The organism is Tardiphaga alba (assembly GCF_018279705.1).
GTDB classification, from domain to species: domain Bacteria; phylum Pseudomonadota; class Alphaproteobacteria; order Rhizobiales; family Xanthobacteraceae; genus Tardiphaga; species Tardiphaga alba.
Genome location: NZ_CP036498.1, coordinates 2,205,243 through 2,222,586, shown reverse-complemented (window position 1 = coordinate 2,222,586; position 17,344 = coordinate 2,205,243). Strand labels below are relative to the sequence as shown.

The 17,344-nt window shown below is 62.4% G+C and carries 11 protein-coding genes and 3 pseudogenes; 4 read left to right on the top strand and 10 right to left on the bottom strand.

Annotated features, from left to right (window positions below; genetic code table 11):
• Positions 1-38 precede the first annotated feature (38 nt).
• Together RPMA_RS10400 and RPMA_RS10395 are read right to left on the bottom strand one after the other, a co-directional pair.
• Entirely contained in the window at positions 39-1,217 is a 1,179-nt protein-coding gene (locus tag RPMA_RS10400; RefSeq protein WP_211912318.1) for an IS481 family transposase, read from the bottom strand.
• Between the two features lie 127 nt (positions 1,218-1,344).
• Entirely contained in the window at positions 1,345-2,163 is an 819-nt protein-coding gene (locus RPMA_RS10395) for an NAD-dependent epimerase/dehydratase family protein (RefSeq protein ID WP_211912737.1), read from the bottom strand.
• Between the two features lie 226 nt (positions 2,164-2,389).
• Here RPMA_RS10395 and RPMA_RS10390 point away from each other — a divergent pair, with 226 nt between their 5' ends.
• Positions 2,390-3,346, top strand: a complete 957-nt coding sequence (locus tag RPMA_RS10390; protein WP_211912736.1) for an SMP-30/gluconolactonase/LRE family protein — start codon at positions 2,390-2,392, stop codon at positions 3,344-3,346.
• A 186-nt stretch (positions 3,347-3,532) separates the two neighbouring features.
• Here RPMA_RS10390 and RPMA_RS10385 read toward each other — a convergent pair whose 3' ends face one another.
• The 3 genes and pseudogenes from RPMA_RS10385 to RPMA_RS10375 all read right to left on the bottom strand — a co-directional run bounded on the left by RPMA_RS10385 (position 3,533) and on the right by RPMA_RS10375 (position 7,513).
• Entirely contained in the window at positions 3,533-4,963 is a 1,431-nt protein-coding gene (locus RPMA_RS10385) for an aldehyde dehydrogenase family protein (protein ID WP_211912735.1), read from the bottom strand.
• A gap of 352 nt (positions 4,964-5,315) precedes the next feature.
• Positions 5,316-6,290, bottom strand: a complete 975-nt coding sequence (locus tag RPMA_RS10380) for a DMT family transporter (RefSeq protein WP_211912734.1) — start codon at positions 6,288-6,290, stop codon at positions 5,316-5,318.
• 303 nt (positions 6,291-6,593) lie between these two features.
• A pseudogene (locus RPMA_RS10375) lies at positions 6,594-7,513 on the bottom strand (c-type cytochrome).
• Positions 7,514-7,590: 77 nt separating this feature from the next.
• Between RPMA_RS10375 and RPMA_RS10370 the strand changes: the two are divergent.
• Positions 7,591-7,806, top strand: coding sequence for a type II toxin-antitoxin system PrlF family antitoxin (locus tag RPMA_RS10370; protein ID WP_211912733.1), 216 nt, complete (start codon positions 7,591-7,593; stop codon positions 7,804-7,806).
• A complete protein-coding gene (locus RPMA_RS10365; protein WP_211912732.1) occupies positions 7,793-8,137 on the top strand; it encodes a type II toxin-antitoxin system PemK/MazF family toxin in 345 nt (114 codons plus the stop codon). Before RPMA_RS10370 ends, RPMA_RS10365 begins: the two co-directional genes overlap by 14 nt.
• A 13-nt stretch (positions 8,138-8,150) precedes the next feature.
• Here the strand turns inward: RPMA_RS10365 and RPMA_RS10360 are convergent, their stop codons facing one another.
• The 5 genes and pseudogenes from RPMA_RS10360 to RPMA_RS10340 all read right to left on the bottom strand — a co-directional run bounded on the left by RPMA_RS10360 (position 8,151) and on the right by RPMA_RS10340 (position 14,999).
• On the bottom strand, positions 8,151-8,597 hold the full coding sequence (locus tag RPMA_RS10360; RefSeq protein ID WP_211912731.1) for a c-type cytochrome: 447 nt from the start codon (positions 8,595-8,597) through the stop codon (positions 8,151-8,153).
• Between the two features lie 105 nt (positions 8,598-8,702).
• Positions 8,703-10,999: pseudogene (locus RPMA_RS10355) on the bottom strand (xanthine dehydrogenase family protein molybdopterin-binding subunit).
• A gap of 101 nt (positions 11,000-11,100) precedes the next feature.
• Positions 11,101-12,633: a murein biosynthesis integral membrane protein MurJ gene (murJ, locus tag RPMA_RS10350; RefSeq protein WP_211912730.1), complete on the bottom strand. Its 1,533-nt coding sequence runs from the start codon at positions 12,631-12,633 to the stop codon at positions 11,101-11,103.
• 149 nt (positions 12,634-12,782) lie between these two features.
• A complete protein-coding gene (locus RPMA_RS10345) occupies positions 12,783-13,922 on the bottom strand; it encodes a DegT/DnrJ/EryC1/StrS family aminotransferase (RefSeq protein WP_211912729.1) in 1,140 nt (379 codons plus the stop codon).
• A 72-nt stretch (positions 13,923-13,994) separates the two neighbouring features.
• The gene (locus RPMA_RS10340; protein ID WP_211912728.1) at positions 13,995-14,999 is read right to left on the bottom strand and encodes a Gfo/Idh/MocA family protein; all 1,005 of its coding nucleotides are present in this window, start codon (positions 14,997-14,999) and stop codon (positions 13,995-13,997) included.
• Between the two features lie 620 nt (positions 15,000-15,619).
• Here RPMA_RS10340 and RPMA_RS10335 point away from each other — a divergent pair.
• Positions 15,620-17,157, top strand: a pseudogene (locus RPMA_RS10335) (TolC family outer membrane protein).
• Positions 17,158-17,344 lie beyond the last annotated feature (187 nt).

Here is a 17,344-nt window from a genome sequence, read left to right as displayed (position 1 = left end):
TAGCGGAGCGCTGACCTAACCTCTCCCCGCCCTTTTGTTCAGCCCGGAGACATAGCTGACACCTGTTCGGAGACATGACTGACACTTTTGCGGCGGGTCAAGTCGATGGTTGCGACCTGCCTGCTGCCAAAGAAAACGCCGTATTGGCCATCGATACCGCTCGGGCGGATGGCCAAATGTTCGCCGCGGAAAGCGCGTGGCACGCGCCATGGCTGCCCCTTGAAGCTGATCGAGGCGCCGCGCTGGGTCGATACGCTGCGGACGATGTCGCCCGGGGCGTAGACAATGTCTGCGAGCCGCTCAGGCATCGATCGCAGCGATGGCCGGTAGCGGCTGGCCGGCACGGCCATGCCCAAGGCCTCATGCGGGCGCTCCAGATTGTAGACGCTGCGCCATGTATCGAAGGCCCGCTGCAATTCGGTGAAGCCGTTGAAGCGACGCACGGCCAGCACTTCGGCCTTCAGCGTGCGATGGAAGCGCTCGTTCTTGCCGCGGCTCTGCGGATGCAGCGGCCGCGCATAGATCACCTCGACGCCGAGCTTGAGCAGCCAGACCCGCAAGCCGGTCCAGCGCGATTGCGAACTGTCGCCCCAGGGCGGGCCGTTATCGACGAACAATGCGTCGGGCAGTCCGTAGCGACGGAAGGTCTGCGTCAGCTGCTCCTGCACGGTCATGCGCTGCTGGTTACTGCAGGCGGCAAGACGCAGGGCATAGCGCGAGTGATCGTCGATCATGGTGAGCGGGTGGCACGGCGTGCCGTCGGCCAGCGGGATATGGCCCTTGAAATCCATCTGCCACAGCGCATTCGGGGTGTCCTTCTCGAAGCGCGTGAACGGCTGCCCCGGACCGTTCGGCGGCACGATGATGCGGCCATGGCGCTGCAGGATCGCATGTACAGTGGAAGCCGCCGGCGGCACGAGGCCGTCGCGGCTCAGGCAATGGACAATCTTGCGTGCGCCCCAGGCCGGATGGGCATCGCGAATGGCGAGCACCTGCCCCTCGATCGCTGCCGCACTGCGCCGCGGGCTGGCATGTGGCCGGCGCGAGCGATCGGCAAGCTCCGCATCGCCGCCGACATGCCGCGCCAACCATTTGTAGCCGACGTCGGGACTGATGCCGAACCGCCGACACAACTCCCGCCGGTTCGCACCGTCCTGCAGCGCCAGCCGCACGAACTCCAACCTCTGATCCATTACCGACACCTCGCACCACGGCATGGAAGCCTCCCAAAAAGGAACTTCCACCCAATATGGATGTGTCAGCTATGTCTCCGAACACCTGTCAGTGATCTGTCCGGGCTGAACATAAAGAACGGGGAGAGGGAAAGACGCCGCATCGCCGGCGCTATTTCGCTTGCCAGACCTTGCTGAAATCACCCGAAAATTCGGCGCTGCAAAATGCGCCGCCCTGATAGAAATCGCCGACCGGATCGGGCTTCAGCTTGGCCTGTTCCGCCATCGCGTGTTCGCGATGATCCTCGCCTTTCCCGGTCGGGCGATAGCCGAGCTCGTAGGCGCGGGTGTTGTCCCACCAAGCGCGCTCGTTATAGGAGGCGCCGTAAAGCACCTCGAAATGGATATCGGGATGCGCGATGCCGATCTGGCAGAGCTGCACCAAGTCCTCGGGTTTCAGCCAGATCGACAGCCGGCGCTTGTCGAGCGGCATGTCACCAAAATTTCCGATACGCAGGCATGTGACGGAGAGACCGTGCTTGTCGGCATAGAGCGCACCGAGTGCTTCGCCAAACACCTTGCTGACGCCATAGCGGCTGTCCGGCCGTGCGGTGACATCCGGCGGGATCTTGCTGTGGCGCGGATAGAAGCCGACGGCATGGTTCGACGACGCGAACACGATGCGCTTCACGCCCTTTTTGCGCGCAGCTTCGAACAGATTGTAGCAGCCGATGATATTGGCTTGCAGGATCGTGTCCCACGGGCCTTCCACCGAGAAGCCGCCGAAATGCAGGATGCCATCGACGCCCTCGCAGATGGACTCCACAGCGGCGAGATCGGCGAGATCCGCCTGTTTGAACGTCTCGCTGGATTTGAGGTTTTGCGGCGTGTTGAGATCGCTCAGCACGAGATCGGGATAGATCGGCGGCAGCAATTCGCGCAAGCGTGTGCCGATGCCGCCCGATGCGCCTGTCATCAAGATCTTTGGCATTCCCGCTCCTCATGATGTTGTCAGTTGTCAGACAAGTATGGCGCGGCCGCGACAGGGCGACAAGCCTCTCCCCGTCATTGCGAGCGCAGCGAAGCAATCCAGTTCTTTCTTGTGGCTTTCTGGATTGCTTCGCTGCGCTCGCAATGACGGAGGATGGGCCATTGCTTGCGTCGCGCTACCAATGTTAGCAATTCTACCCGAGGAAACGACAATCAACGAGACACCAATGTCCGACACGTCATCTGGCTGGCAGCCCGCCAATCATTATCCCGATCCCGCCATCACCGCCCTCGATCCCCGCTTCGAAAAATACTGGATCAAGCTCGGCGCCGTGGAACGCATCGCGACCGGAATGCGCTGGGCAGAAGGACCGGTTTATTTCGGCGACGGACGCTATCTCTTGTGTTCGGACATTCCCAACAACCGCATCATCCGCTGGGACGAGGAAACCGGCGCCGTCAGCGATTTTCGCAGGCCATCGAACTATGCCAATGGCAACACGCGCGACCGGCAGGGCCGGATCATCACCTGCGAGCATGGGCGCCGCCTGATCCGTACCGAATATGACGGCAGCATCACCGTGCTGATGGACAAATTCGAGGGCAAGCGGCTGAACTCGCCGAATGACGTGGTGGTGAAATCCGACAATTCGATCTGGTTCACCGATCCCTCTTTCGGCATCCTGAGCGATTATGAAGGCGACAGGGCGCCGTCGGAAATCGGCATGAACGTCTATCGCATCGATGGCGAGACGCTGCAGCCGAGCATCGTCGCCGACGATATCCTCGCGCCGAACGGGCTGTGTTTTTCACCGGATGAATCGATCCTCTACATCGTGGAATCCCGCGGTGTGCCGACACGAAAGATCCTCGCTTACGATGTCGCCGCGGATGGCAGGACGCTCAGGAACAAGCGCATCGCCATCGATGCCGGCCCTGGCACGCCGGACGGCATGCGCTGCGATATCGACGGCAATCTGTGGTGCGGCTGGGGCATGGGCACGCCAGAACTCGACGGCGTGATGATCTTCGCACCGGATGGCGCGCCGATCGGACGCATCGCTTTGCCCGAACGCTGCGCCAACCTCGCCTTCGGCGGGCGTAAGCGCAACCGGCTGTTCATGGCGGCGAGCCAGTCGATCTATGCGGTCTATGTGAACACGCAGGGGGCGCTGGGGGGATAGCTCGAAATCGTAGGATGGGTAGAGCGCAGCGAAACCCATCATTCCGTCGATCGCGGCAAACTCCGCCGATGGGTTTCGCTCCGGCGCTGCGCGCCTGCGCTCTACCCATCCTACAAGCACAACAAAAACGCCGGAGCTTTCACCCCGGCGTTTTCAGTCACGAAGCTTTCGCTTCAGGACGCGGTCTTACGCCGCGTCGTAGCCTGCGATGGCCTTCACCTCGAGGAAGTCCTCGAGACCATGCTTGCCCCACTCACGGCCGTTGCCGGACTGCTTGTAGCCGCCGAACGGCGCGGTGCGGTCGTTCGGGGCGCCCTGCAGATTGACGTTGCCGGCGCGGATGCGGCGACCGAACTTGCGGGCGCTTTCGATCGTGTCGGCCGAGACGTAACCGGCGAGACCATAGGGCGTGTCATTGGCGATGCGGAGTGCGTCGGACTCGTCCTTGGCGCCCATGATCACGAGCACCGGCCCGAAGATTTCCTCGCGCGCGATGGTCATGTTCTCGGTGACGTCGGCGAAGATCGTCGGGCGCACATAGAAGCCCTTGTTGACGCCTTCCGGCAGGCCGGGGCCGCCAGCAACCAGCGTCGCACCTTCGTCGATGCCCTTCTGGATCAGGCCCTGGATCTTGTCCCACTGGCCGCGATTGACCACCGGACCGATCACGGTGCCGTCAGCACGGGGATCGCCGGCCTTGGTCTTGTCGGCCTGCGCCTTGGCGATGGCGGCGATTTCCTTCATCGCGCCCTGCGGCACGATCATGCGCGACGGCGCGTTGCACGACTGTCCGGAATTGTTGAACATGTGCGCGACGCCACCGGTGACGGCCTTCACATAATCGGCGCCTTCCAAGATCACGTTCGGCGACTTGCCACCGAGCTCCTGGCTGACGCGCTTGACGGTGTTGGCGGCGCGCTTGGCAACATCGATGCCGGCGCGGGTCGAACCGGTGAACGACACCATGTCGATATCCGGATGCTCGCTCATGGCAACGCCGACCTCTGGGCCGAGACCGTTCACGAGGTTGAACACGCCCTTCGGCACGCCGGCTTCGTGCATCACTTCTGCGAAGATCAGCGCCGAGGTCGGGGTGAATTCCGACGGCTTCAGGATCATGGTGCAGCCGGCAGCGATGGCAGGCGCAACCTTACAGGCGATCTGGTTGAGCGGCCAATTCCACGGCGTGATCATGCCGACGACGCCGATCGGCTCCTTGGTGATGACGGCCTGGTTGTGCTTCTCGTCGAACTCGTAGGTCTTGAGCACGTCGAGGGTCGCGGTCAGATGGCCGAGGCCGGCACCGGCCTGCAGGCGCTCGGCCATGGGCAGCGGTGCGCCCATTTCGTCCGACACGGATGCGCCGATGTCCTTGATGCGGGCCTTGTAGGCGGTGATGATCTTTTCGAGCAGCGCAATGCGCTCTTCGCGGGTGGTCTGCGAGAAGGTCTCGAAGGCGCGCTTGGCAGCAGCGACCGCTTTGTCCACGTCGGCCTTGGATCCGAGGGCAACTTCATACATCGCTTCTTCGGTCGCCGGATTGACGACGGGGGTCGATTTCTTGACGGCGGGATCGACCCAGGCGCCGTCGATGTAGAATTGCAGGCGGTTGACCATTGGTAACCTCTTTGAATACGGGAGCGTTTTTTGAATGCCAGTGCCGACGGGTCGTGTGGGACGGCGGCCTGCGCGGCAAGCATCCTTGCGCGATCATTCCGCCTGATGAACCCGCCATGCACGGGATGTCGCGTGGATGCGACAGACGGCATTTAAGTGCACCGGCATGGCGGGAGCAAGGCCTGCCACATTGTGCATATTCCAAATTCAAAAATGCCGCAGCTCGACGAAGTGTGCACTGCAACAAGCGAAAGCCGTCATTGCGAGGAGCCGCTGCGACGAAGCAATCCAGTCTTCGCTTGCTGCCTTCTGGATTGCCGCGTCGCTTCGCTCCTCGCAATGACGGCGGAAACTAGCGCGCCTTGCCGAGCACCGTCACAGGCGCGTCGGGATCGGTCTCGTCGTCGGCCATGGTGGAGATCGGCGACATCGGCGTGTCGCGCAGGCGCTTGAGGCCGAGATGGCGCTCGCGCAGGATCACGAAAATGCCAGCGCCTGCGACGATCACCGCGCCGAACACGACATAGGTCGTCGGCACTTCACCGAACATCCAGAAGCCGAGCAGGAAGGCCCACAGCATCGCCGTGTAGTCGAACGGCGCGAGAAACGATGCCGGTGCGTAGCGGTAGCTCTCGGTGAACAGCATCTGGCCGAGACCGCCGCAGATGCCGATGCCGACCAGCAAGGCCAGCTCGAACGTGGACGGCCAGACCCAGCCGAACGGCGCTGTCAGCAGCGATGCTGCCATCACGATCAACGTCATGATGATGACGATCGCCGAGGAGGATTCCGTCGCGGTGAGACGCCGGATCTGGATGGTGGCGCCGCCGGATGTGAAGGCATTGAGCAGCGCGAGACCGAGACCGATCATCATCGAGGTCGTGATCGCCGCATGGTTCTGGAGATATGGCGACAGCATCAGGATGACACCGGAGAAGCCGACCGCCACCGCCGACCAGCGATAGACGTAGACCTTCTCTTTCAGAAACAGCGCCGCGAACACCACCGTGATCAGCGGCGCGATGAAGGCGATGGCGGTGACATCGGCGATCGGCAGGCGGGCCAGCGCGCCGAAGGTGCAGAACGTGCCGACGACGCTGAAGGAACCGCGGACGAGATGCGCCGAGAACCGGTTGGTGTGCATGGCGCCGCGCAGCTGCCCGCGCCAGCCGAAGAACAACAGAATGGGGATCAAGGCGAACAGGCCGCGGCAGAACACGATCTCGCCGAGCGGAATGGCGCTGCCGAGATAACGCCCCTGCGCACCCATGACCGCAAAGGCCATGGTGCTGGCCACTTTCAGCGACACGGCCTTGAAGATGTTCATCGGAGGGCGGGAGATCAAAATGTCGGGGATTCGTTGAATGAGAAATGCTGCATCACACAAACACGTGAGCAGACGCACGAAAACCACCATGGGGACATGGCTTGGCGGGTTTCCATGCGTGGGAGGGGCGCTCTCTTCACCTCTCCCTCCGGGGAGAGGTCGCGCGCCCTTGCGCGCGGGTGAGGGGGCAGCAGCAGGCGACGGAGCTCGTGGCTCCACCTTACCCGCCCGCCCCATCGATGCTTCGCATCGAAAGGTCGGTCGACCTCTCCCCGGTGGGGAGAGGTAAACCAAGAGCCCCGCCTACCCCTTCTTCGCCGGCTTCGGCGGCCCGTCCACGGCTGGCAGCGATTTCAGATAGGCGGCCATCGCCGCCCGGTCGTCATCGCTGAGCTGGGTCGTATTGCGGATGACCGGTGCCATGGAGCCGCCGGCCGTATCGCCTTCCGGCGTTTCCCCGGTCTTGAGGAAATAGGCGATGTCCTTTTCGCTCCAGTCGCCGATGCCCTTCTGGGTGATATTGGGCACCCAGCCCTGCCCTCGGGATTGGGGCCACCGGCAAAGCGCTGCTTCTCGTTGAGACCACCGAGCGCATTGCGCGGGCTGTGGCACTCGGCGCAGTGACCCAACGCATTCACCAGATAGGCACCGCGATTCCATTGCGGTGATTTCGAACTATCGGCGGTGAACGGCTTGCCGTCCATGAACAGGAATTTCCAGACGCCGAGATTGCGACGCAGATCGAACGGAAAGCCGATCGTGTGATCCGGCGCTTTCGTGGTCACCGGTTGCAGCGTTTTGATGTAGGCGAACATGTCGCGCGCATCGGCGGAGGTCATCTGCTGATAGGAGGTGTAGGGAAACGCCGGGAAGTAATGCTCGCCCTTCGGCGAGGTGCCCTTCAGCAGTGCGGTGACGAAATCCGCCTCGCTCCAGCGGCCGATGCCGACATTCGGATCCGGCGAAATATTGGGGGCATGGAAGGTGCCGAACGGCGATTCCAGCGCGAGACCGCCACCGAGCTTGAGCTTGTCATCCTGCCCCGGCGTCGCATGGCACGACGCGCAGCCACCGGCATTGAAGACGAGCTTGCCATTGGCGACATCCGGCGTATGCGCCGGCAATGTGCTGGCCGCAACGGTCGCCGGGATCGTCAGCCACCAATAGACGCCAAGGCCGACGGCGAAGAAGAACGCGAAGAGGATGAGGAAGCGTTTCAGCACGCGGGTACCTGCGAAGTTCTGTGCGCCCCATTGTCAGATGTAAGGAATATCCTTACCTTGGGGCTGGAGGAGTTTGAATGATTACGAGCCGAATTTCGAGCAAAGCGCAGACCACCATTCCCCAACCAGTGCGGTCCGCACTGGGTCTCAAGGAAGGTGACGAGATTGCCTATGCCATCGAGGACGGTCGAGTGGTCATGACCCGTGCTGAGCGGGGTGCACAAGACGACCCTTTCGCGACGTTTAGTGAATGGGACGGCGCGATCGACCGAAAAGCCTATGGCGAACTTTAAGCAGGGTGACATTATCCGCGTCCCTTTTCCCTACACCGACAGGGATACAAGGCAACGTCGTCCGGCGCTTGTCGTTTCGTCAGGTCCGATCGGCGATGCTGGCGCGCTTTTATGGGTGGTCATGATCACCGCAGCTGAGAACCGTCCCTGGCGAGGCGATGTCCGCATCTCAAACCACAAAAGCAGCGGCCTCCCCGTTCCGTCCGTCGTGCGACCATTCAAGATTGCAACGATCGAAACGCGCTTTGCTGATCGCCTTGGCAAGGTGACGAAGCCAACACTTCGCTCGGTCATGGATCAGTTGCAGGCGATTTTCGCCACCCGCAACTGATCCGTCTTATGCCTCAGCTCTTCAGGCGATAGGTCTCGTGGCAGGCGCCGCATTCCTTGCCGATGGCGCCGACATTGGCCTTGAGGCTGTCGAGATCCTTGACCTTCGCCTTGGTGTCGGCGACGGCCTTGGTGAAGCTCTCGATCTTGGCAGTGAAGCCGGCCTTGTCGTCCCACACCTTCGGCGAGGACGCGTATTCGGTGCCTTCCTTCAGGCCCTTGGTGCTGTCCGGAAACATCGCCGGCAGCTTCTTGGCTGTCTCGGTCAGGGTCGCGAAAGCGGCGTCCACCGCGGCCTGGTCATAAGGCTTGTCGCCCTTGGCCATGGCGCTGAGCGTGCCGCCGAGCGCGCGGCCGGTGGCCTTCATGGTGGCCTGACGGTCCTTGACGATGTCCTGCTGGGCCGAAACGGCGCCGATGCCGAGCGCCAAAGTACCGGCGACGAGAAGTACGTATTTCATCAAGAGCTTCCTTCTTTGGAATTCGACTAGGACTAATGTGCAATACGGGTGTGAACCCCGGCTGACAACGGCTATTCCCGCGCCGCCGGGGCCTGCGACAGGTTGTCAGAGGGTGTGAAGCCGCTCCTGCTCGCGGATCGCCATCCAGACCCGCTCAGGGGTTGCAGGCATGTCGATATGCTCGATCCCGAATTCGCGGTGCAGGCCTTCGATGATCGCATTCATGATGGCCGGGCACGAACCGATGGCCCCGCCTCCCCCGCGCCCTTCACGCCCAGCGGATTGGTGGTGCACGGGATGTTGTGCGTCTCGAACGAGAAGGCCGCACCATCTTCGGCACGCGGCAGCGCATAGTCCATGAAGGTCGCGGTGACGAGTTGGCCGTTTTTGGGGTCGTAGACCGCCTGCTCCATCAGCGCCTGGCCGATGCCCTGCATGGTGCCGCCATGGACCTGGCCGGCCAGCAGCAGCGGATTCAGCGTGACGCCGAAGTCATCGACGATGACGTAATTGACGATGCGGATCTTGCCCGTCGTGGGATCGATCTCGACCTCCACCGAATGCGTACCATTGGGGAATGTGCCATCGGCGCTGCTGAAGGTCTCGGACGCATTGAGCTTTGACGGATCGGCTTTCTTGGCGAGATCGGCGAAGGACACCGAGCGATCGGTGCCGGCGATGCGCACGACGCCACCATCGATCTCCAAATCTGCCACGCTGGTCTCCAGCGCGTCCGCCGCAAGCTCTTTCAGATTGATGCCGAGCTGCTTGGTCGCGCGTTGCACGCTGACGCCGCCGGTAGGGATCGAGGCGGAGCCGCCGGTGCCGAGGCCGGTGGCGACCTTCGCGGTGTCGCCCTGGATGATATGCACGCGCTCGGGTGCCACGCCGAACTGTTCGGCGACGATCTGCGCATAGGCGGTGTGATGGCCCTGCCCGGTGGACTGGGTACCGATCAGGATGGTGATGTCGCCATCGGCGCCGACAGCCACATTGGCGGTCTCGTCGCCCATGGTGCCGCAGACTTCCACATAGGTGGCCATGCCGATGCCGCGGACGAGACCGTCTTTTTTCGCGGCCTTGGCGCGCTTCGGAAATTCCTTCCAGCCGGCGACATCCATCGCGCGCTTCATATGCGCGGTGAAATCGCCGGAGTCATAGACCTTGCCGGTCGCGGTCTTGTACGGCATCGCCTTCGGCGCGATGAAATTCTTGCGGCGGATTGCATCCGGCGACATGCCAAGCTTTCGCGCGCATTGATCGACGAGGCGCTCGACCACGTAAGCGGCTTCAGGCCGGCCGGCGCCGCGATAGGCATCCACCGGAACGCTGTTCGTGAACACCGTGCGGACGCGGCAATGGAAGGCCTGGATATCGTAGAGGCCCGGCAACATGCCGGCGCCGCCATGGGGAATGTAGGGGCCGAAGGTCGACAGATAGGCGCCCATATCGGCCATCAGATCGACATCCATGGCGAGAAACCTGCCGTCCTCGCTGAGCGCCATGCGGGCATGGGTGACGTTGTCACGGCCCTGCGCATCGCCCAGGAAATGATCGCTGCGATCGGCAGCCCATTTCACATTCTTGCCGAGCTTCTTGGCCGCAAAAGCCACCAGCGCATATTCGCGATAGGGGAACAGCCGCGTGCCGAAACCACCGCCCACATCGGGGCAGATCACACGCATCTTGTCCTTCGGCATCTTCAGGACATTGTCGCAGAGAATATCGCGCAGGCGGTGGCTGCCCTGACTGCCGATGGTCAGGGTCATGAAATCGCGCTTGGCGTCGTATTCGCAGATCGCGGCACGGGTCTCCATGTAGTTGATGACGACGCGTGGATTGACGATCTTCACTTCAGCGGTGATCGGCGCCCTGGCAAAGACTTCATCGACTTTCTTCTTGTCGCCGATCGGCACATCGAACAGCACATTGCCGGGATGCTTGTCCCAGACCTGTGGCGCGCCCTTGGCGACAGCGTTGGTGAGGCCATTCACGGATGGCAGCGGCTGCCATGTGACGTCGATGGCTTCGATCGCGTCGCGCGCCTGCTCCACCGTCCCCGCGACGATGAAGGCGATGGCGTCGCCGACATGGCGCACTTCCTTCGCGGCGAGGATCGGATAATCCGGGCCGGTGAAGGGATGGTCCTCGAGATTGAACAGGCACGGCAGCCCGCCGAGATTCTTCGTGTCTTCAGCCGTCAGGATCGCAGCAACACCGGGCTTCGCACGGGCCGCGCCGGCATCGATGGTGAAACTCGCATGCGCATGCGGCGAGCGCAGCACGAGGGCATGGAGCGTCGCGGGCGCGTGATCGTCGGTGTAGCGGCCACGGCCGCGGATCAGGGCATCGTCTTCCTTGCGCAGGACGCTTTGTCCGACGCCGAACTTGATGGGGGCCATACGTCCTCCGACTGCAATTTAGAAACAGTCTACACAGCAGAGGGAGAGCGGCAAGTGGGCGGCGCAGCATCGCCGTGCGGCCCCGGACACGTTCGCGCGAGCTAGCGCGGCCGCACCAGATTGCGCAGCCAGCTCTTGCCGAACAGCCCAAGAATCGACGCGCAATAGACGACCAAAGTCACGATGATGAGAATACCCAGCGTCGCTTCGTCGCGGAGCGTGGTCATCCCGGCAAATTGCAAAGCGGCGTATCGCGCCGTGGCCCAAAGCGCTGCGGCAAGGACGATGCCCGCGACGACGAATTTGCCGAGCGCCACCAGGAACGCGCGATCAAATTCCAGATAGCCGGCGCGTGTCGCGAAGAAGATCACCAGCAGAAGATTGATCCAGGCGCCCGCCGCGGTGCCGAGCGCGAGGCCGATCTGGGCCAGCGAGCCCATCAGCATGACCTTCAAAGCCACATTGACGGCAATGCCGGTGAGTGCCGCGATCATCGGCGTCGTCGTGTCCTTGCGTGAATTGAACGTCGCGACGGCACTGCGGATCATCACGAAGGGGATCAGCGCGATGGCATAGGCGGCGAGCGTCGCTGCAGCGATGTCGGCATCTGCTTTGGTGAAGGCACCGCGGGCAAACATCGCGCGCATGATGACATCGGGCACCACGAGGAAAGCCGCGACGAAGGGGAGCGAGAACAACATCGTGAACAGAAACGCGCGGCGCTGCGCGCCCATGGCGCCGACATGATCGTTCGCCGCCATGCGTCGCGACATTTCCGGCAGCAGCACCGTGCCGATCGCGATGCCAATGACGCCAATGGGGAGCTGGTTCAGGCGATCGGCATAATACAGCGCCGACAGCGCGCCGACCGGCAGGAAGGTGGCGATGATGGTGTCCGCGAACAGCGCCACCTGCGTGCCCATGGAGCCCAATGTGGCCGGGCCGAGCGCGCGGAAGAAGCCGCGAATGTCTTCATCGAGCCGCAATGGCGCGAAGCGCGGCAGGCCGCCATGGCGCTGCAGGTCGCCGGCAAGCAGCAGATATTGCAGCACGCCGGAAATCAGCACGCCCCAGGCGGCGGCATGGCCTGCGCTGGGGAAGAACGCGGCGAGCGCCAGCGTCGCCATCATCGAGATGTTGAGGAAGATCGACGCAGCGGCAGCACTGGCGAAGCGCTGCATCACATTCAGCATGCCGCCATAGAGCGTCACCAGCGTGATCAGCAGCAGATACGGGAACGTAATGCGCGTCAGCTCGATAGCGAGATGGCGTTGTGTGGGATCGTCCGTGAAGCCCGGCGCCAGGATCGTCATGGCCTGCGGCATGAACACCACGGCCAGCACCAGCAGCACCACCTGCGATGCGAACAACAGCGTAAAAATGCGATCGGCGAACAGATGCGCGGCATCCTGGCCGCCCTTCCCGCTCACATGGGCATAGGCCGGCACGAAAGCGGCATTGAAGGCGCCTTCGGCAAAAATGGCGCGGAAATGATTAGGCAGTCGCAACGCGACGAAGAAGGCATCGGCAATCGGGCCGGCACCGAGAATGGCGGCGAGCATGATGTCGCGCGCGAATCCGGTGATCCGCGAGAGCAGCGTGTATCCGCCGACGGTGAAAATGCGTGCAAGCATCGGGTGAGTGTACTGCCCCAGACTCTCGTGTCGTCACCCGGCTCGACCGGGTGACCCAGTATACACAGGTGACTGTGTGTCACACTGGTTGCGCCGGATACTGGATCGCCCGTTTTGACGGGCGATGACAGCTGATGTTGGGCCCCACCTCAAGCGAGCGCGTCGCGGACGGCCTGGATGACGCGATCCTGCGCGGCTTCGTCGAGATAGGCGTGCACTGGCAGGCTGATCACGTCGGCCGACAGCGCCTCGCAAACCGGCAGGCCGCCATCGACGACCGGATAGTGCTTGTAGGCGGTCTGCATATGCATCGACTTCGTATAATAGATCGCTGATGGCACGCCCTGCGCCTTCAACGCATTGGCAAAGGCATCGCGGTCGGTGCCCTTCGGCAAGCGGATCGTGTAGCAGGCCCAGATGGACGTATTGCCTTCGGCGACACGCGGCACCGTGACGAGATTGCCGAGGCTGCGGGCGTAGCGATCCGCCACCTTGTTGCGGGCGATGATCTCCTCATCGAAGATCTTCAGCTTTTCGAGCAGCACGGCGGCCTGGATCGTGTCGAGGCGCGCAGTCATGCCGAGGCGGACATTGTCGTATTTGTCGGAGCCCTGCCCGTGGATGCGGATGCTGCGCAGGGTGTCGGCGAGCTGATCGTCATCGGTGAAGATCGCGCCGCCATCGCCGAAGCAGCCGAGCGGCTTGGCCGGGAAGAAGCTGGTGGTGGTGGCCAGCGCCGAGGTGCCGACGCGCTTGCCCTTATAGGTGGAGCCAAAGCCCTGCGCGGAATCTTCGAGCACGAACATGCCTTCGGCATCGGCGATGGCGCCGACGGCATCGAGATCGGCGGGCTGACCGAACAGGTCCACCGGAATGATCGCCTTCGGCTTCAGGCCGGCAGCTTTCGCCGTGATGATGCCGCGCTTCACCGATTCAGGACTGATGTTGAACGTAACCTCGTCGACATCGACGAACACCGGGCTCGCGCCGACCAGTGCGACGGCTTCGCCGGTCGCGCAGAATGTGAAGGACGGGCACAGCACGGCGTCGCCGGGACCGACGCCCTTGGCCATCAGCACCATCACCAGCGCATCGGTGCCGCTGGCGCAGCTGATCACATGTTTGGCGCCGCAATATTTGCCGAGCTCGGCTTCGAGCTTGGCGACTTCCGGACCATTGATGAACTGGCAGTGATTGAGCACGCGGGTGACGGCTTCATCCACCGACGATCCCAGGCGCTGGCGCTGGGCATTGAGATCGATGAAGGGAACGGGAGTGTGCTGGTTCATCACAAAGCCTGTCGGAAAGGAGATCATTGAATCGATGCCGGCGCCGCAGCGGGCGCCGGAAATGACGTGGGATTAGCCCGCCACTTTGCGAGCGCGCGGCGCGGTAGCCGCCTGCGTCTTCGGTGCTTCCAGGCACTGGATCGCAATTTCGAGCGACGCGACGCCTTCCTCACCGGTGACAGCGGGCACGCCACCGCTGCGCACGGCATCGAGGAACGCGTTGAGTTCGGCACGCAGCGGCTCATCCTGCCCGACCGGGAGATGGCGCATGGAATAGCTGCCATCGGTCTTGAAGCCGAAGCACTCGGTGACCTGGCGCGTCAGCAGATCGCCAGTCACATATTTGCCGCGCGTCGCCACCGTCACGGTGCGCGCCTTGAAGGGCGTCAGCCAGTTGGTGTTGATATGCGCGAGCACGCCCGACGCCGTGCGGAACTGGAGCAGCGCAATGTCCTCGCGCTCCGCGATGGCGGAGGCGAGCTGCGGCTGCACTTCGACGATGTCGCTTTCGGTGAACCAGCGGATCAGGTCGATGTCATGCACGGCCAGATCGATGACCACGCCGACATTGGACATGCGTGGCGGGAACGGTCCGACGCGGGTGATGCCGATGGAGAGAATGTCTTCGCCGGCGATCGCCTTCTTGATCGCGGCCACCGCCGGATTGAAGCGCTCCACATGGCCGATCATCAACGTGACGCCGGCCTTCTTCGCCGCATCGACGATCTCGCGGCCCTCTTCCACCGTCGAGGCCACCGGCTTCTCGACCAGAACGTGGATGCCCTTAGCGATGCAGGCGAGCGCGACTTCATGATGGAGATGCGTGGGGGCAGCGATGGTCACCGCATCCACGCCGGACGCCAGCAGGCCATCGAGTTCGGTAAAGGTTTGGCAGCCGATCAGGTTTTCAGCGCGGGTGCGGTGTTCTGCGAGCGGATCGACAATGCCGACCATTTCGATGCCCGGCAGGCCAGCCAACACGCGGCCGTGATTCGTCCCCATCACGCCCGCGCCGACCACTCCGACGCGGAGCACGCGGGACGTATCAGCCGTCGCCGCACTATCTTTCAAAACCATATCAACAGACCTCGGAATTCTCGTGAGCGCAGGAATCAGCTGAGCCGTCCGCGCATTTCGGGTCTCGTATCATGGCGCCTTACATGTGGCGATTATCCGCAGCATGTAACCCAAACACGTTTTCATTCAGAGAATTACACAGGGGGCTTGCTGAGTCTTGGATGTGGCGGATCGACGTCGTCAATGCGGCATGAATGAGTCGAACGCTTCGTCTGACCGATCGGCAAAAAGCACCCCTCGGTTGACTGCATTGAAGCCACTGAATCGCCTCACGTTTGACGGGAATTCCTCGCAATTAATTAACGATTTTCGTCGCGCGATTTTTGCGAACACCCCGCCAATAAGGCGTTGCAAAACATTGCCTTTTCCTGCAGGTTCCGTCAGAATTGAGCAAAATGATACTGACCTTGCGCCTGGGAGGGCGTGCAAGGGCTATATATTACCTTTTATGCGGCCTGAACGTGGCAATTGAGACACACGTTCCAATTGAACGCACGTGACACGGTCTTTGTTCCAAGTTTCACTTTTCAATGTTCCCCTGATCGGTATTTAAAGTTGCAATCAAGGGGCACAAGCTATTCTGACGGGGGATTTATGCATCGCTTGGTAACCAGGGGGTCTTGATCGCTATCGGGTTGGCCCTGCCCATTGCAGCGAGCGGCGCCGATGTGTTTTCGATCAACGACGCGCTCAAGCAGGCGATTGCCACCAATCCAGGCGTCGGCGAAGCCGCCGCAAATCGCCGCGCGACGGAATCCGAACTGCGCCAAACCCAATCAACCCTCCTTCCGCAAGTCCGATTGGAAGGTCGCGCCGGCCCGGAGCGCTTCAATCAGGACGTCGTCGTGCCGCCGCTTGGCAATGGCCAGTGGCGAAACGGGCGCGAAGCCTCCATCGTGGTCCGGCAGCTCGTATTCGACGGCTTCACGTCCATCAATGAGATCTGGCGTCAGTCGGCACGTGTGAGCGCTGCGGCATCGCGCGTTCACGAACGCACCGAACTCCTCGCCCTCGATGCGGCCGAGTCCTATGTGGACGTCACGCGCTATACGCAGCTGATCCGCATCGCCGAAGACAATGTGCGCGTCCATCGCACGCTGTTCGCCAATGTCCAGTCGCGCTTCAACGGCGGCCGGTCCGGCGAAGGCGATCTCGAACAAGCCCGCGAGCGCGTCGAGAATGCCGAGGCGATCCTTGCCGGCTTCCGGCAGAGCCTGGACGAGTCCCGCGGCAAGTATCGTCGCTCCGTCGGCATCGAGCCCTATAATCTGCGCACGCCGGGACGGCTCGGCGGACTGCCGTCATCCAAGGACGAGGCGCTCGCCACCGCGCTGCGCTTCAACCCCACCATCAAGGCAGCCGATGCCGACGCACGCGCCGCGAAATACGCTTTCCACGGCACCGCAGGCGCATTCGTGCCGAACGTCTATCTGGAAGGCCGCGGCTCCAAGGGCACCGATGCGAACAACTATGTCGGCAATCGCGACGATCTGAGCGGCAAGGTTGTCGTGAGCTGGGACATTTTCCGCGGTGGACAGGACACCTGGCGCCGCTCTGAAATGGCCGAGCGCTATATCGAAGGCACCATGCGTCACGCCCGCCTGCAGCGCGATGCCGTCGAATCCATCGACCGCGCCTGGGCTGCCCGCACGCTGACCGCCGACCGCATCCGCGCGCTGAACCGCCAGGTCGCCTCGGATCGCAAGGTGATCGTCGCGTTCCAGAAGGAATACGAGCTCGGCCAGCGTACCCTGGTCGATCTGCTCAATGCGCAGAACCAGCTCTTCAACGGCATCGTCTCGGTGGTCTCGACCCAGAGCGTCGCCGTGTTCGCGGACTATCAATTGCTCGCCGCGATGGGCGGCCTGATCGAATATGTCAAAGCACCACCGCCGGCAGATGCGGCCCCGCTGCCTGTCGAACCGTTCGGGCTGGTCTCCGTCAAGCTCCCCCGATCCATTTCAACCTGCCGGTTTCTGGACCTGAGCCGCTGAAGGTTCAGAACGTCGCTCCGGTTCCGGCGCTCAATTATGCAGAAGCTGCTCCGACCCGATCCATGTCAGACGGTTCTCCCAATTTTTCGAACCGCTGGCAGCCAATAAGTCCGACTTCCGAGCTGATCGACGCCGCCGTGAACTGGCAAGTCCGGCGCAAGTGATCAGGCTCTCACGTTAGGACAGACGGCCGACAGCCCCGGGGCTCTCGGCCGTCTTGCCGTTTCAAGGTTCAGGTTTGGGCTTTGGGGGATATTCGTGGACGTTAGGGCTAATTTTAGGTTTTCAGGTATTTGAGCCCGATCCGCGCTAGATCGTAGGTATATACGGATTAATTTTAAGCGTGGGGAT

What these genes read in the sequence shown, in the direction of transcription:
- RPMA_RS10345 (WP_211912729.1), bottom strand. Translation starts at nt 13,922, where the DNA reads ATGAACCAGCACACTCCCGTTCCCTTCATCGATCTCAATGCCCAGCGC.
- RPMA_RS10370 (WP_211912733.1), top strand. Translation starts at nt 7,591, where the DNA reads ATGATTACGAGCCGAATTTCGAGCAAAGCGCAGACCACCATTCCCCAA.
- RPMA_RS10400 (WP_211912318.1), bottom strand. Translation starts at nt 1,217, where the DNA reads ATGCCGTGGTGCGAGGTGTCGGTAATGGATCAGAGGTTGGAGTTCGTG.
- RPMA_RS10360 (WP_211912731.1), bottom strand. Translation starts at nt 8,597, where the DNA reads ATGAAATACGTACTTCTCGTCGCCGGTACTTTGGCGCTCGGCATCGGC.
- murJ (WP_211912730.1), bottom strand. Translation starts at nt 12,633, where the DNA reads ATGCTTGCACGCATTTTCACCGTCGGCGGATACACGCTGCTCTCGCGG.
- RPMA_RS10365 (WP_211912732.1), top strand. Translation starts at nt 7,793, where the DNA reads ATGGCGAACTTTAAGCAGGGTGACATTATCCGCGTCCCTTTTCCCTAC.
- RPMA_RS10395 (WP_211912737.1), bottom strand. Translation starts at nt 2,163, where the DNA reads ATGCCAAAGATCTTGATGACAGGCGCATCGGGCGGCATCGGCACACGC.
- RPMA_RS10390 (WP_211912736.1), top strand. Translation starts at nt 2,390, where the DNA reads ATGTCCGACACGTCATCTGGCTGGCAGCCCGCCAATCATTATCCCGAT.
- RPMA_RS10385 (WP_211912735.1), bottom strand. Translation starts at nt 4,963, where the DNA reads ATGGTCAACCGCCTGCAATTCTACATCGACGGCGCCTGGGTCGATCCC.
- RPMA_RS10340 (WP_211912728.1), bottom strand. Translation starts at nt 14,999, where the DNA reads ATGGTTTTGAAAGATAGTGCGGCGACGGCTGATACGTCCCGCGTGCTC.
- RPMA_RS10380 (WP_211912734.1), bottom strand. Translation starts at nt 6,290, where the DNA reads ATGAACATCTTCAAGGCCGTGTCGCTGAAAGTGGCCAGCACCATGGCC.